The organism is Caballeronia sp. LZ035 (genome assembly GCF_031451175.1).
Taxonomy (GTDB): Bacteria; Pseudomonadota; Gammaproteobacteria; order Burkholderiales; family Burkholderiaceae; genus Caballeronia.
In genome coordinates this window covers 157,815-172,326 of sequence record NZ_JARUXS010000004.1, presented here as the reverse complement: position 1 = coordinate 172,326, position 14,512 = coordinate 157,815, and the positions used below count along the sequence as shown (strand labels likewise).

The window sequence follows — 14,512 nt, the reverse complement described above, 5'->3', positions numbered from 1 at the left end:
CGGAGGACATCATGAATGCGACCGCTCATCCCGCGTTTCAGACCGAAGTCGACTTCGAATTGCCCAAGGGCTATGTGGACGCCGAAGGCGTGCTGCATCGCCGGGGTGTCATGCGGCTCGCCACCGCCGCCGACGAGATCCTGCCGTTGCGCGATCCCCGCGTGCAGCAGAACGAAGCCTATCTCGTCGTGATCGTGCTGGCGCGGGTGATCGTGCGGCTCGGGTCCCTGCAGGACATCCATCCGGGCGTCGTCGAGGGCCTGTACGCATCCGATCTCGCCTATCTGCAGCGGCTCTACGACCGCCTCAACGCCGCCGACGACACCGAACCGGAAGCCGCGCCCCTGCGCGCATCCATGGGCGGCGCAGGCGCAGCGAGCCCGCGGAGGATCACCGCGCTGGGGGAGGCGTGAGGGCCTATCCCGCGAACTGGCTTTACGAGGAGATGGCCTTCATCGCGCATCACTTTCACTGGAGTCATGCGGACCTCGTGAGTCTGGAGCATCGCGAGCGCCGCCGCTGGTGCCGCGAGATTTCACGCATCAACCGTACGCTCGACGGCGTACCCGCGAACCCGTTCGACGTTTGAAGGAGAGCGACGATGGACCGGCAAGACCCGCTGCGTGGATTTCGCTATCTCGTCGAAATCGAAGGCATCACCTCGGGCGGATTCGTGCGTGTCAAGGGCATGCAACGCGAGGTGAAGCACGAGTCGTTTCGCGAAGGCGGGGTGAACGACTACGAGCACAAGCTCATCACGCAGGTGTCGTATCCGTCCGTGGTGCTGGAGCGGGGACTTGCCCTCGACGACCTGTGGAACTGGGCGCAGGCGGCCGCCGACGGCGAGGTTACGCGCAAGACCATTCGCATTCGCCTTCAAAACGAAGCCGGTGAGAAGGCTTGGGCATGGCAGCTCGATTACGCCATTCCGGTGAAGTGGTCGTCGTCCGATCTGGACGCGACCAGTCCGCAAGTGGTGATGGAAAGCCTCGAAATCGCCCATCACGGATTGAGGAAAGCGACATGAGACTGAGCGCCGCCGTCGCCGCCGGCCGCTTCGCGGCGCGTCGGCCAAAAGCGCCGGCTGCGCGAGCGCGAGCCGGGCACGCCCGTGTGCTGCTGCGCTGGCGCCGCGCGGCGCGGCGCCACGCGCGCGCGGCGTCCCGGTTCGCCGGGACGGCTGCGCGCAAGCGCGATGCCAGTTGGACCCTGGCGCTGCACATGCACTGCGTGATGGCGCGAGAGGGCCGTCCGCGCATGCCGGAGTCGAGCGCACCTCCGGCACGCGGCGCGTGGCGCGCGTGGACCGGAACGGCGCATCCGGTGCGCCGGCCGTTCGTGCCATCGCGGACGCTGCCGGCAGGCTCAAGGATCAAGGCTGCGTTTGCCACGGCGCTGCCTCGCTCCGGGCATCGGCCGATGCCGCGCGTTTGGCCTGCCCGGCAGATCGATCGGGCGTCCATGGCACAGGCGGGGCCGCACGCCGTTTGTATCGAGGCGGCGCGTCCGTCGGGTCGCGGCATGCGGCGACCGGCCGGAATGCGTGTCGCGCAAATCGCGCGCATCGGCATGCGCTCGCTCCCGGTGCGCGCCGGCGCTCCGGCCGCGCACCGTTCCGAGCGGTCGCCGCTCCGGCGTGCGTCGATGATCGGACCGGTCAGTCACTCGACGCCATGGATGCCACAGGCGAAATCGCCCACGGACGCACCGCGCGGCCTGCGGCCACTGGCGATGGCGCGCGCGCCCGAGCTCGTCTGGCGCAAGCACGCCACGTCCGACACGGGCGTCGTGCATCACGAAATTCGCGGAGAACTCGCCCCGCGCCGATCCTCCACGCCCCCATCCGCGCTCACGGCACGCACCGGCTGGCCGGCCGATATGCCCGCTGCGGCCATGACCGCAGCGGCAAACGCGGCGCTGGACGCGGCCCAGGTGCAGCGCATCGCGGATGACGTGATCCGCCGCGTGGAGAAGCGCGTGCGTATCGAACGAGAAAGAAGGGGGCTTTGACCCGCATGAGCCAGAACCATCTCCAGAAGGCGACGATCACGGTCCTCGAAGGCGTGGACAGCAACAAGGTCATCACCGTGCTGTTCAACCCCGCCGAGTACAGCTTCGAGCGCACGAACTCCTACAAGTCGACGCCGATCCCGGGTCTTGGCGCGCCGCTGCTGCAGTTCGTGAACGGCGAATGCGACCAGCTCAGCATGGAGCTGTTCCTCGACGACTACACGGATCCGCAAGGCCCGACCTCGCAGCGGCAGAAGGAGTCCGATCCCGTCATGAAGCGCCTGCGCGATTTGACCAGGCTGCTCGAGATCGATCGCACGCTGCACGCGCCGCCGCCGGTTCGCTTTAACTGGGGACCCATGGAATTCGTTGCCGTCATCGAGAAGCTCGGGCGCAAGGTCACCAAGTTCCACCCCGATGGCACGCCTGCGCGGGCGTCGTTGTCGGTCAGCTTCAAGGAGTACCGGACACTGCGCGAGCAACTCGAGGATCCGCGCCGGGAATCAGCGGACAAGACCAAGCGGCGCGTCGTCGTGGGGCGCGACAGCCTGTGGGCGCTCGCCGCGCGCGAATACGGCGACGCGACCGAATGGGTGCGCATCGCCCAGGCGAACGACCTCGACGATCCACGCGACATTGCACCGGGCGACTGGCTGGAGTTGCCGCCCATCGAGAATCCAGATGGAACTGTCTACACTTTCTGAGCGGTACGCAAATTTTCGCGCGCCCGCCTTCTCGGTCCGCATGGGATCCAACGATCTCACCCGCGATCTTCTGCTCGCCATCAGCCAGGTCGAGGTGGACCTGACACTCGGCGCGTCGGCACGCTTCAACTTCACGGTCCCTCAGGCGTACGACATGGAAGCGCGCACGTTTCTCACAGGACGCGGCAGCCGCGTGCTGGATCTGCTGAAATTCGGCGCGCAGGTGGACATCTGCATGGGCTACGGCGATGCGCGCACCGTGCCGCTTCTGGCGAGCGGGGTGATCACGGAGATCACCACGAGCTTTCCCGAGTCAGGCGCGCCAGAACTGTCGATCGCCGGCTATGACCACGCCTTCGCGTTGACGGTGGGCAAGAGTTCGCGCGCGTGGAGCAAGGCGCTTGAGAGCGATGCGGTGCATCAGATCGCGAGCTTCCACAACCTCGGCGCGCGCATCGAATCGACGCAGGAGCGGCTGGATCAAATCGAGCAGAACCAGGAGAGTGATTTCGAATTCCTGAAGAAGCTCGCCGATCGCAACCACTTCGAATTGTTCGTGGACGAGCGTCGCACGCTGCATTTCCACAAGCCGAACGACACCGCGCCGCCCGTCGTGCGTCTCGCATGGGGCGAGGGCCTGCTCTCGTTCAAGCCCGAGGCGAATCTGGCCGGACAGGTGACGCGCGCCGAAGTCTACGGCTGGGATCCCAAGCGCAAGGTACGGGTCGTGGGCGTTGCGACGGCCGGTGAAGAATCGGGAAAGAAAGCGAGTGACGAGAGCGCCGCGCAGTACCTGAAGACATTCGTGAAGGATCCCGACAAGCAGCCGGTATTGCGTCTGCGCCAGCCCGTGACGAGCCAGGCCGAGGCGGAGAAGCGCGCGCTGGCTGCCCTCAACGAGCGCGCCAAGCAGTTCCTCACCGGTGAAGCCGAGGCGATCGGCCTGCCGGAACTGCGGCCCGATCGCAACGTGACGCTCGACAACCTCGGCGCGCCGTTCTCGAAGTCGTATTACATCCAGCAGACGACCCACAAGGTCGATGCGAGCGGCTACCGGACGCGCTTCAAAGTCAAGGAGACCGGACTATGACCCTGCTTGCGCAAACCTCGCCGCGCGAGACCGAAGTCGAGGCGGGCGGCTACGTGAAGGGTGTGGCGATCGCGGTGGTCACGCAGAATAAGGACCCGGACCACCTTTGCCGCGTGAAGGTCCGATACCCATGGCACGAGAAGCCGCGCGAGAGCGACTGGGTCCGGCTCGCCATGCCGATGGCGGGCAAGGGGCGGGGCTTCATGGCGATTCCGGAGGTCGGCGACGAGGTGCTGGTGGCGTTCGAGCGCGGCGACCTGACCCAGCCGTATGTGCTCGGCGTTCTATGGAACGGCGAGGACAAGCCGCCGGGCGCCAACGACGACGGCCGCAACGATCAGCGACGCTGGGTATCGCGCAAGCGCCATTACCTGTCTTTCGATGACGGCGAGCACGGCGTGGTCGAGCTCGCGCACGAGAAGGGCCGCAAGGTGCTGATCGACGACAGCGGCGTGTCCATGGAGGACGAGCACGGCAATCAAGTCACTATCGACAGCGACAGTGGCGCGATGACGATCAAGGCGAGCGGCGACCTGACCATTCAGGCGCGCAACGTGAGGATCGAAGCGTCGGGCACGCTTGACCTGTCCGCGCAGACTTTTCTCACCGTGAGCGGCTCGCAGGTGAAGATCAACTGAACGGAGATGAAGACATGGGACAGCCTGCCGCACGCGTGATGGATCTCACCGGCCACGGTTTCCCCCTCGTCCCGGGCCCGGGTTGCCCGACCGTGCTGATCGGCGGCCGTCCGGCCTGGCGTGCGACCGCCGACGCGATGCAGTGTCCGCTCATCGACGGCGTGAAGCCGCACGTGGGCGGTGTCGTCGGCGCAGGGAGTATGACGGTGACGATCGGGGGCGTGCCGGCTGCGCGCCAGGGCGACCTGGTGATCGAGGCGGGCGCACCCAATCCGATCGTCCAGGGCGAGCCGACGGTGCTAATCGGATAGGGGCGCGAGATCATGGACGAGCGCAAGGATTTTCTCGGACGTGGCTGGGCGATGCCGGTTCGGCTCGACCCGCGCACCGGTCTCGTGGCGAGCGCCGAGTATGAGGAGGACATCCGCCAGTCGATCCGCATCATCGTGGAGACCGCGCCGGGCGAGCGGGTGATGCGGCCGAATTTCGGCTGCGGCATCCACGAACTGGTTTTTGCCGCCATTGACAGCACGGCGCTGCAGCGCATCCGCTCGAACATCGAGGAAACCCTGCGTCGCTGCGAGGCGCGCGTCGAGGTGCTCAACGTCAACGTCGACGAGGATCCGGACGCCGACGGACTGCTGCTCATCGAGCTCGAATATCGCGTGCGCAAGACCAATCAGATTGGCAACCTGGTGTTTCCGTTCTACTTCCGCGAGGGCGGGCGGCCATGAATGCGCGCAAGCCGCCCGGGCTGGAGCCGCGTCGCTTCGACGATTTCCGTCGGGAGCTGTTCGCGCGCGCCCGGGTATGGCTGCCTGCATGGGGCTTCGAGGACAATGAGGGCGATTTCGGGCGCGCGCTGCTGGAAGTTGCGGCCCGGTTGAGCGCCGAGGTCGCCGAGCGGCTGGACCGGGGCGGCGACAAGCTTTCTCGCGCGTTTCTCGACTGGCTTGGCGTGCGCGGGGCGGCCGCCCGTCCGGCGCGCGTGCCGGTGGTCTTCAAGCTCGCCGACACGGCCCTCGAACCGGTGCCCGCGCCGCCGCCGGTGCGCATGCAGACCGACGTCCGGGACGCGACGGTCACCTTCGAGACGCAGGCTGACGTATGTATCGTCCCGGGCCGCACCGATGCGGTCATCGCCGTCGATCCGGCCGCCGACGCGTTCTACCTGGCGCCGCCCGGGCTGGGCGATCCCGCGCCACGCCCCCCGACGCCCGACCGCTGGCGCCTGAAAAGCTTCGCCGGGCCGCAGGCGAACACGCTGCAACTCGATGCGCCGGCAGACCTGGCGCCGGGCATGATCGTGGCGATCGGCGGGACGCAATACCGCATCGCCTCGGCAAAGGATGATCTCGTGGGCATCGATCCGCCGTTGCAGACGGGAGACGGCCTGGCAGCGGGAACGGACGTCGTTCGTGTCGATGCCTTCGCGCCGTTCGACGGCGCGCGCAACCAGCAGCAGCACCTGCTCTATCTCGGTCATGCCGACCTGCTGAACATCGAGGCCGACGCTGTCATCGACGTAGTCGGCGCGCAGACGCTCGGCGCCGGCGTGACATGGGAAATCTGGAGCAAGGCAAAACCGGCAAAGGACACGCAAGGCGACGTCGGCGAACGCGTGGACGATGCCGCCGCCAGGTCGGACTGGCGTGAGTTGAAGCCAGCGGAGACGCAGCGCGAGGACGCGCTTGTGCTCGTCAAGCAGGCGGGCGAGGTCGAGCCGCTGCAGCTAGGGGGGGCGCAGGCCCGCTGGATCCGCGCACGCGTTGCGCATCTCGAGGGCGCGATGCCGTCGCTGACAGCCAACGGCATCGCGCTGCGCATCAACGCGACGCCGCAAAACAACATTGCAGTGCCGTTCGGGTCGCCGGTGGACGGCGCGTCCGCGCAGCCGCAAGTCGAGGTCATGGTCAATTCGACGCCCGATACGCCGCGCGGTTTCTATCCGCTCGGTCGCGAGCCGCGCATGTTCGACACGCTGTACATCGGATGCGCGGAGGCGTTCTCGAAGAAGGGCGCGCTGGCCACCGTGGCCTTCGACCTCGCCGACGGACGCTTTGTTTCCTTCAGCGCGATCCATGCCGGCGCGATCGGCCGCGTGCTGGCCGGCGTCGACAAGGCAGGCGCGCTGCATCTCTATACCCTGTGCGAGGACACCCGCACGGGCACGCTGACCGCCGTGCGACTGCGGGAGCCGGTCATGCCGCCGGGCCGAAGCGTGAATCCGGCGCCGATGAGCTTTCCTCCCGTGATGTGGACGGAAGGCGACACGTTGAGCGTGGCGTTGGCGGCGTCCGGTCAGGTGTTCGTCCTGGCGGGAATTCGCCCGGACGGGACGTCGAAAGACTGGCTCGCGCTCGGCGCGCCGCCGCACCCGAACCAGCCGGACGCGCCTGTCACGGGTCTCGTGACGGTCTCGGCATCGCACGCGCTGGGCGTTCGCGGCAGCGCGACTCTGGTTGCCCTGCGTGATGGCCGCCTCTACCAGCTGGTGCCGGTGGAGAGCGAAACGTGGTCGCGTGTGGGCGACGAGGCGCTGCACGTCCAATCCATCGCGCAGGTTCGGCACGAACTGTCCGACACGCTGCCCGAGCACTTTCTGGCGATCGTTGACGACGCGGCGGACGGGTTGTCGCTGCAAGCCGCCGACGCGTCCGGAAAGCTACAGTCCATGCTCACCGGCATTGAACCCGCAGTTGTCCCATTCGGCATGCAACGCTCGGGCGGCGAGCTTCTGGCGGTCGCCGCGAGCACGGACGGCCGGGCCCTCTCGGCGACAACTCAGGGCGGCGACCCGACCAGCGCTAAGCTGCCGGAACCGTACAGGCTGACGGGCGGCGCGCTCGATGGCGCCGTCGAAAATGGCCAGGTCACGGTGCGTGGCGTGCTCAGGTCGTCCGACGCCGACGCTGACGCCGCGGACACGGCCCTGCTCAGCTGGCGTCCGTCCGATCCGAAGTACGGCGGCATCGTCTTCGCGTCCACTTGCGACGCGGGCGTGGGCCTACCGGCAGGGCACGTGGCAGCGTTGACCGACCTCGCGCTCATGCCGGGCGCCAACGAAGCCACGGTGCTTGCGGCGCGCTATACGGCCGCGGCCCCGCCCTTGACAGCGCCCGTGAAGGCGTTTGTCTCGGCGCTGGCCGTGCCGCATCCCGCGCCGGCACTCGACGCAGGCGACACGATCGTCAGCTTGGTGGCAAAGAGCCGCCATTGGGCCCGTCTCGCGGATGCCGTCCCGGTGATCGGGCGCGGCCGGCATGCGAGTGAGCATTTCTTTCTACTGGATAAATCGCTCCCGGAACCCTCTCATGCCGATGGCTTGCTGCTCGCCAGGACGGCGAGCCAGCCCTTTGCCGGCGCGTACTCCGACCCGTCCGCGTCCGGTCCCTTCAAGAACATGACGCTCGACAACGACGACGCAGACCTTCCCGAAGTGCCCTTCTGGCTCGTCATCGCCCGCGACGGCGCGAACACCCGGCCGCTCGGCGCGTTCGAGGTCGAAACGGTCTCGGAGAACCGAGTGGCCGTGCTCAGGCAGCCGCTGCCCGCGCCGTCGGGCAACAAGAAGCTCGTCTACTGGCACGCCGCGCCGCTTGCCGCGAACCTGCATCCGGCGTTGCGCCTCGACTCGAGCAACAACCAGTGGCCGCTCACCGCGCTCACGCATGGAGCGCTCTATTTCCCGGATCTCGTGCCGACGCGCCAGGTCGTAAGCGCGCTCGCCAGCAGCGACGAACAGCCGCCCTTGCCCCGCTGGCTCGCGCTCGATGCCGCGTGGGACGTAAAACCGGCGCCCGCCGCGGCGGCTGTGTCGTTCCTCGTCGATGGCACGCTGTCGGACTGGGTGCAGGTACTGGGTGACACGTCGTCGAATCCGGCGCTTTCGTGGGAGTACTGGAATGGCACCGGCTGGTGGCGGCTACCGCTCACGCAAGAAGACACGGGCAACCTGCGTAACTCGGGACCGGTGCGCTTCGTCGTTCAGAGCGATCTCGCGCCGCTCGCGTGGGCGGGACGCACGAATTACTGGATTCGCACCCGGCTCGTCGGGGGCGACTTCGGCAAGGAAACGGTCACGGTTCTGACGCGGCCCGCACTGCTCGGTGACGGCACCGTGCAGACCGTCACGCGCACGACAGAAGGCGTACGCGCGCCTTTCGCCACCGATATCCGGGTGAGCTACGAGGTGAACCAGCCCGCGCTGCCGACCTTCGTGCTGACGCAGGACAGCGGCAATCTGCGCGATCAGAGCGATGCGAACCGGGCGAAGGATGCATCGGTCGATGTGTTCACGCCGCTCGCCTATACGCTGCGCCAAATCGACCGCGCGGGTATCACGCCTGAGCCAGGGTCTTCGGACGGGGCCTGCTGCGGCGGCTGCGCGGGAGGCAGCCACGACCCGGCGCAAGACCTCTCGCGACGGTGCGCGCCCCAGGCCGGCGCGCCCGGCATGTCCGGGCCGGAAGACACGCCGGCTCAGGCGGACGCACGCGGCGATCGCCGGGCATTGTTCGTCGGGGTGAACGGCAGGCTGTCCGGCGAGCCGGTGAACATCCTGATGCGCGTCGAGGAGGAGCGGCCGCACGACGCGTTCGCGCCCCTCGCTTTCGACGCGCTCGCTGGCGGCCGCTTCACGCCGCTGATCGCGTCGGATGAGACGCGTGCGCTGGGCGAGTCCGGCATCGTGTCGATGTCGCTCGCGGTCATGCCGACGCCCGCCGAACTGTTCGGCCGTAGTCTGTCGTGGGTCCGCCTGACGCCCGCCACTGCCGCCGGCGCCTGGCGGCCGTCGTTGCGCGGCGTCTATCTCAACGCGGCCTGGGCGCTCGCGGCGGAAACGCTGACGCGCGAACTGGTCGGTTCGTCGCAAGGAGCGCCCGGACTCGCGTTGCAGCTCGCCCGCCCGCCGCTGCTGCGCGACTCTCTCGAATTGCGGGTGCGCGAGCCGCTCGGCGATGAGGATCGCGAGGCATTGCTGCGCGACGATTCGCAGCGCGTCAAGAGCGCCGAGCCGAATCTGCCCGGCGACTGGGTGCTTTGGACCGCGGTGCCGGACCCGGCCGATTGCGACGCGCAAGCGCGCGTCTATGCGCTCGATGAGGACACGGGCGTCATCACGTTCGGCGATGGCCTGCATGGCATGATTCCGCCAATCGGCGAGGGCTCGATCGTCGCGTTCGCGTATCAGCGCACGGAACCCGCTACGGACGGCGTCGTGCCTGCGAATCAGGTCGTCGCGGGCGCGCCGCTCAATCTGGTTACACCGATCGAGAATGTCGAGTCCGCCATCGCCGCCGATCAATCTGCCGGCGGCGTCGCGCCCGAGGACGCCGGACGCGTGCTGCGCTTCGGAGCGGCGCGTCTCAGACATCGCGGCCGGGCGCTGTCTGCGCGCGATTTCGAAGATCTCGCGCTCGAATGGTTTCCGGACATCGCGCAGGCACGCTGCGTCGTCGAGCGCGGCAGCGTGCGGCTCGTCGTCGTGATGCGCGGCGACACCGTCGCGCCGCCGCGCGCGAAACTGCGCGAACTGAGGCGCGCGTTGCTCGAGGTCGCGCCCGGCTGGATCGGCGCGGCCGGGGCACTGCGGATCGAAGGGCCCGTGCCGCGCCGCCTGCGCGTGAAGCTGACGCTGCGCGCCGCCACGCTCGACGTCACGGGCCGGCTCGCGACATGGGTCAAGCGCCGCTTGCGCACCTGCTTCGATCCGTCGGCGGATGACGCAAGTCCATGGCCGCTCGGCTCGAGCCCGAGCGAGGACGATATCGCCGGGATGCTGCTTGACGCGCCTGACTTGCGCGGGATTGTCGCCAGCGCGCTGTTCGAGGTGGACGGCGAAGGCGACGAAACGCCGTGGCCCCTGTCGCTGGCGCCGGACGAGCTGGCTCTGATCGCGGACGACGGCGTTCGCATCGCCTTCGACATCGTGGAGGCCGTCGAATGAACCGGCTCGCGCCCAATCTCTTCGATCGCCGCTTCGACGATCTCATGCAACTGGCGCGTTCGCGCCTGCCCGCGCTCGCGCCGGGTTGGACAGACTACAACGCACATGACCCAGGCGTCACCTTGCTGGAATTGCTCGCATGGGTGGCCGAAGCACAGTTGTATGCGCTCGGCCGCGATCGCCGCGACGAGCGCGCGGGCTTCGCGAGGCTGATGGGGCTCGCGCCGCGTGGTCCGCGCCCGGCGCGTGGTCTGATCTGGCCGGACCACGGCGACGCCGGTGCGCAGGCCGCGTCGCGTCATCCACGCCTGATACCACGCGACGCGCTCGTGCATGTCGTCGATACGCCGGTGCCCGCGTTCTCGCTCACGCATGCAATCGCGCTTGCGCCCCTGCGCATCATATCGCTGACGTCGCATCTCGCCGGTGGCGGAGTCGTCGATCAGACTGCCGCGAATGCGCGCGGCCGGCTCGCGTTCATGCCGTTCGGCGCGTCCGCTGGGCCGCGCGATATCCTGCGTATGACCTTTGAGCCGTCAGGCGACATGCCTTTTCTGCCGCCGGATCCGGACGGCGACGCGCGTCTCGCGATCGGCGTGCGGGTGGACGGCCCGTACGACGCTCCGCGCGATGACGAGACACCCGCCGCGCCTGTGGAAGTCACGCTCGTCGGAGCCGATGCGCGCCGCGTGCTGCCCGTCGTCGAGGACACGACCGGCGGCTTCTTGCGCACCGGCGTATGCGTGCTCGATGTCTCCGGCGTCGATCGCGGAGCGCCGCCGGTCGCGCTCGAATTTCGCGCGTCGCGCGGTTTCGAGCGCGCGCCGAGGATCGTGCGCATCGAGCCGAACGTCTTGCCGGTCGAACAGGGTCGCGATATCAAGCGCGAACTGCACGTCGCGCAAGGGCTTCCGGCACAGAGCTTCGATCTCGAGGCGGCCGGGATCGCGTTCGATCCGCAGCGCCCGGCCGTCGTGCTGGAAGTCGCCGGAGAGGGCGAATTCGCGACGTGGCGTCAGGTCGAACGCCTCGGCGAGTGGGGCCCGGACGACCGCGTCTACTCGCTTGATCCCGTGGCTGGCCGGGCGCGTTTCGGCAATGGTGTCAATGGCAGCGTGCCGCCAGCCGGCGCGCAGATTCTCGCATCGTATCGCGTGAACGATGGGGCCGCCGGCAACGTCGCGCGCAACCGCCGCTGGGCCGTGGAGGGCTTTGACGTGGCGATCGGCGTCAATCCCGATCCGGTCGCAGGCGGCGCGGCGCTTTCCGGCTGGCGCGACGACCGGCGCGAGGCGCGGCGCGAAGCGCAGGAGGCGCATCCACTGGTGAGCGCCGCCGATCTCGAGCGCGCCGCGCTGGCGCTGCCGGGACTGGCCGTCGGGCGCACATGGATGCTGCAGCCACGCGCGGGCGCGCCGCGCGCGGGTACGCTGACGCTGGTCGCCATGCAGACGCGCGCCGGCGGTGTCGAACCGGCCGCGATAGCGGAGACGCCGCGCTGGCTGGAGGCCGTACGCAAGCGGCTCGCATCGCGCATTCCGCTGGGCGCGCAGCTTGCCGTCGTCGCGCCGCGCTATGTGACCTTTGGCGTCGTGTGCCGTGTGGAAAGCGCTCACGAACGCGATCCCGTCGCTGTCGCCAAAGCGGTCGAGACCGCACTGCGCAACCGGCTCAGTCTCGTCGGGGGCACCGCCGTCGCGCCGCAGCGGCCCTTCGGGCTGTCGCTGACACGGCGCGATGTCGTCTCGTGGCTGCAGAGGCTTCCCGAGGTGCGGCGTGTGCAGTCCCTGAAGCTCGTGCGCGTGGACGGAACGCCGGTGGATGAAGTGAAGGTCGCGCGCCACGGTTTGCCGCGCATCGATTTCTCGCTGAGCTCGATCGAAGCCGTACGCGCGGCGGGAGGGGCGCAATGAGCCAGCCCGCCCTCGACGGATACCGCTTCGCCACGGCGGCACAGTTCGGCGCCTGTATCGGAACAGGCGCGGATATCTCGGCCGCGGGGCTCCAGCCCTTCGCGCCCTATCCGGGCGCGGCGGTGCGCCTCTCGTCGGCGGGCGGCCACGCGCCGGCGGTCACGCGCGCGGGCGATCTGCTATGGCGCGACGATACCGGGCGTCTGTACCGGCTTGCCTACGCGGACGCCACGTCATCGGAGGTGACGGCTCCCGTGGAAATCGCGCAGGCGGCACGTCTCGTCGCAGGTGCCGACATCTTATGGGCCGCGGGCAGCGCCGAAGGCTCAATCGCCGCGTTCGATATCGACGGCCTGGCGCGGCGTTTCGTCGTCGATATCGCGGATTCGGAAATCGTCGATATCGCCGGCGATGCCCGCGACGGCGTCTTCGCGCTGCTCAGGCGCGACGGTGCGGTGCAAGTCGCGCATGTCGACTGCGCGGGACGACTCGTGGCGCGCTTCGACCTGCCAGGCGCGGGCGATGCGGTGCAACTGACGTATCTCGCGCGCGGCGAGCGGCTTGTCGTGCTGACCTCGCCGAGTCCGGCGCTCATGGGGTTCGTGACGAAGGCCGGCGCGGCTGAGTTCGCTTTCAGCATGTTGATCGCCGGCCTGCGTCCGTGCTTCGACGCGTGGGCGCTGTCCAGCGATGCCTGCGCGCGGCTATTCATCGCCGGCACTGATGGCGCGCCCATGGGTGGCCGTCATCACGCACTCACGCTCGACGCCGAGGGCGAGCTCGTGGCCGATCTGATCATGGACGAACGGCCGGCGGGCATCGCGGGCGACCGGTCCCGGCTCGTTGTTGCCGACGCGCGCGGCCTCGTGCGCTTCGAGGCGGGCGCAGCCGGCGCGCCGGCCTCGTCCGATACGCGCGCGGAGCTCCTGACGCCGCCGCTCCGTTCGCCGTCGCAGGACCGAACCGCGCGCTGGCTCCGCATCGATGCGCGGGTGCATCTGCCGCCCGGCGCCATGCTCGAGATTGCCTGGGCGAGCACCGACGATCCCGAGCGGCTGGCGCAGGCGCAGAGCATCGCCAGCAACGGCAAGCTCACGCGCGCACGGCGGCAGCGCGCGCTGCGAGACCTGCTCGGGCCGTGGAAGACGCTGAGCTTCCACGGCGACGAAACACCGCTTGCGGATGAATCCGTGCCGTTGTCCGCGCCGCTCTTCGACGTGGGCGACGCCTGGCTATGGGTGGACGTTGCGTTGAGCGCGCCGGCGGGCGCGGGCATGCCCTCGCTTTCCGAATTGATGGTGCTGTATCAAGGCGGCACGCTGCTCGACGAACTGCCCGCCGTGTACCGGCGGGACGACGCGGACGGCGGGGGCGGCTTCCTGCGCTCGCTCGTCGGACTGCTCGAATCCACCACGCAATCGCTCGATGCGCGCATCGCGCACATGGCCGCGAATGTGAGCCCGGACACCGCGCCCGACGCGTGGCTCGATTTCGTCGCGCGCTGGCTCGGCCTGCCGTGGGACGACGCGTTTTCGCCCGGGCAGAAGCGTGCCATCCTCGCACGCGCGGAAACCATCATGGCGGCGCGCGGCACGCGCACGGGCGTCGAAGCGCTGCTCGACGGCCTCTTGTCCGATGCGGCTCCTGGCTCGCGGCGCCGTTTTCGAATCGTCGACTACACCGCCGACTACGGCATGGCAAGACTGAATGGCGCGCAGTGCGCGGGCAGCCGGCTGCCCGCGATGCTCGGCGGCCTGCCCGCAACGGCGACCGAACTCGGCATGAAGGCGGTGCTCGGCTGCGCGCGTCTGCCGCAGGAAAGCGACACCGGTTCCGCCTCCAATCCGGTCCAGCGCTTCGTCGGCCGCATCAGTATCGAACTGATGGCGAGCCCGCGCGAGCAGGTGGCCTGGGAGCCGTGGCTCGCGGCGCTGATCGGCGACTTTGTGCCGGCGAACGTACGCGTGAAGCTGCGCTGGCGGGGCGCGACGTCGGACCGCAGCGTTCCGGTACTCGACGATTTCGTGCTGGAGGCCCCCCCCGCTCCCCGCCTGGGCGACAACGCGGTCACGGGCGTCGCGCGTCTCACGGAAGGACGCGGCAGCGCGCTGCGGGGTGCGGGCGCCGCGCCGGACAGTTCACTCTACTGACGCGCGCCGCGCGCGGTCATGAGGGGTTGACGACCCGAACGAAACCGGATTGCTGCA

At 68.9% G+C, this 14,512-nt stretch carries 12 protein-coding genes; all 12 read left to right on the top strand.

Features of this window, described 5'->3' with window-relative positions:
• The first annotated feature begins 11 nt into the window (after positions 1–11).
• Genes QCE88_RS31135 through QCE88_RS31080 form a run of 12 tightly spaced genes read left to right on the top strand, consistent with a single transcriptional unit; the run spans position 12 to position 14,455 of the window.
• Positions 12–413, top strand: a complete 402-nt coding sequence (locus tag QCE88_RS31135) for a hypothetical protein (RefSeq protein ID WP_309909059.1) — start codon at positions 12–14, stop codon at positions 411–413.
• The gene (locus tag QCE88_RS31130) at positions 410–589 is read left to right on the top strand and encodes a DUF6760 family protein (protein ID WP_309909057.1); all 180 of its coding nucleotides are present in this window, start codon (positions 410–412) and stop codon (positions 587–589) included. Before QCE88_RS31135 ends, QCE88_RS31130 begins: the two co-directional genes overlap by 4 nt.
• A gap of 12 nt (positions 590–601) precedes the next feature.
• Positions 602–1,027 carry a phage tail protein gene (locus QCE88_RS31125; RefSeq protein ID WP_309909056.1) on the top strand — a complete coding sequence of 142 codons (426 nt, stop codon included), beginning with the start codon at positions 602–604 and terminating at the stop codon, positions 1,025–1,027.
• Positions 1,024–2,010: a hypothetical protein gene (locus tag QCE88_RS31120; protein ID WP_309909054.1), complete on the top strand. Its 987-nt coding sequence runs from the start codon at positions 1,024–1,026 to the stop codon at positions 2,008–2,010. The genes QCE88_RS31125 and QCE88_RS31120 overlap by 4 nt, the downstream gene beginning before the upstream one ends.
• Before the next feature lie 5 nt (positions 2,011–2,015).
• Positions 2,016–2,714: a LysM peptidoglycan-binding domain-containing protein gene (locus tag QCE88_RS31115; protein WP_309909053.1), complete on the top strand. Its 699-nt coding sequence runs from the start codon at positions 2,016–2,018 to the stop codon at positions 2,712–2,714.
• Positions 2,692–3,804, top strand: a complete 1,113-nt coding sequence (locus tag QCE88_RS31110) for a contractile injection system protein, VgrG/Pvc8 family (protein ID WP_309909051.1) — start codon at positions 2,692–2,694, stop codon at positions 3,802–3,804. Before QCE88_RS31115 ends, QCE88_RS31110 begins: the two co-directional genes overlap by 23 nt.
• On the top strand, positions 3,801–4,442 hold the full coding sequence (locus tag QCE88_RS31105; protein ID WP_309909050.1) for a phage baseplate assembly protein V: 642 nt from the start codon (positions 3,801–3,803) through the stop codon (positions 4,440–4,442). The genes QCE88_RS31110 and QCE88_RS31105 overlap by 4 nt, the downstream gene beginning before the upstream one ends.
• Positions 4,443–4,456: 14 nt before the next feature.
• Positions 4,457–4,753 (top strand): PAAR domain-containing protein, encoded by a 297-nt coding sequence (locus tag QCE88_RS31100; protein ID WP_309909049.1) that lies wholly within the window; start codon positions 4,457–4,459, stop codon positions 4,751–4,753.
• A gap of 12 nt (positions 4,754–4,765) precedes the next feature.
• Positions 4,766–5,176 (top strand): GPW/gp25 family protein, encoded by a 411-nt coding sequence (locus QCE88_RS31095; RefSeq protein WP_309909047.1) that lies wholly within the window; start codon positions 4,766–4,768, stop codon positions 5,174–5,176.
• The gene (locus QCE88_RS31090; protein WP_309909046.1) at positions 5,173–10,392 is read left to right on the top strand and encodes a hypothetical protein; all 5,220 of its coding nucleotides are present in this window, start codon (positions 5,173–5,175) and stop codon (positions 10,390–10,392) included. Before QCE88_RS31095 ends, QCE88_RS31090 begins: the two co-directional genes overlap by 4 nt.
• Complete coding sequence (locus QCE88_RS31085) at positions 10,389–12,305, top strand: putative baseplate assembly protein (RefSeq protein ID WP_309909045.1); 1,917 nt, start codon at positions 10,389–10,391, stop codon at positions 12,303–12,305. Before QCE88_RS31090 ends, QCE88_RS31085 begins: the two co-directional genes overlap by 4 nt.
• A complete protein-coding gene (locus QCE88_RS31080; RefSeq protein ID WP_309909043.1) occupies positions 12,302–14,455 on the top strand; it encodes a phage tail protein in 2,154 nt (717 codons plus the stop codon). The genes QCE88_RS31085 and QCE88_RS31080 overlap by 4 nt, the downstream gene beginning before the upstream one ends.
• Positions 14,456–14,512 lie beyond the last annotated feature (57 nt).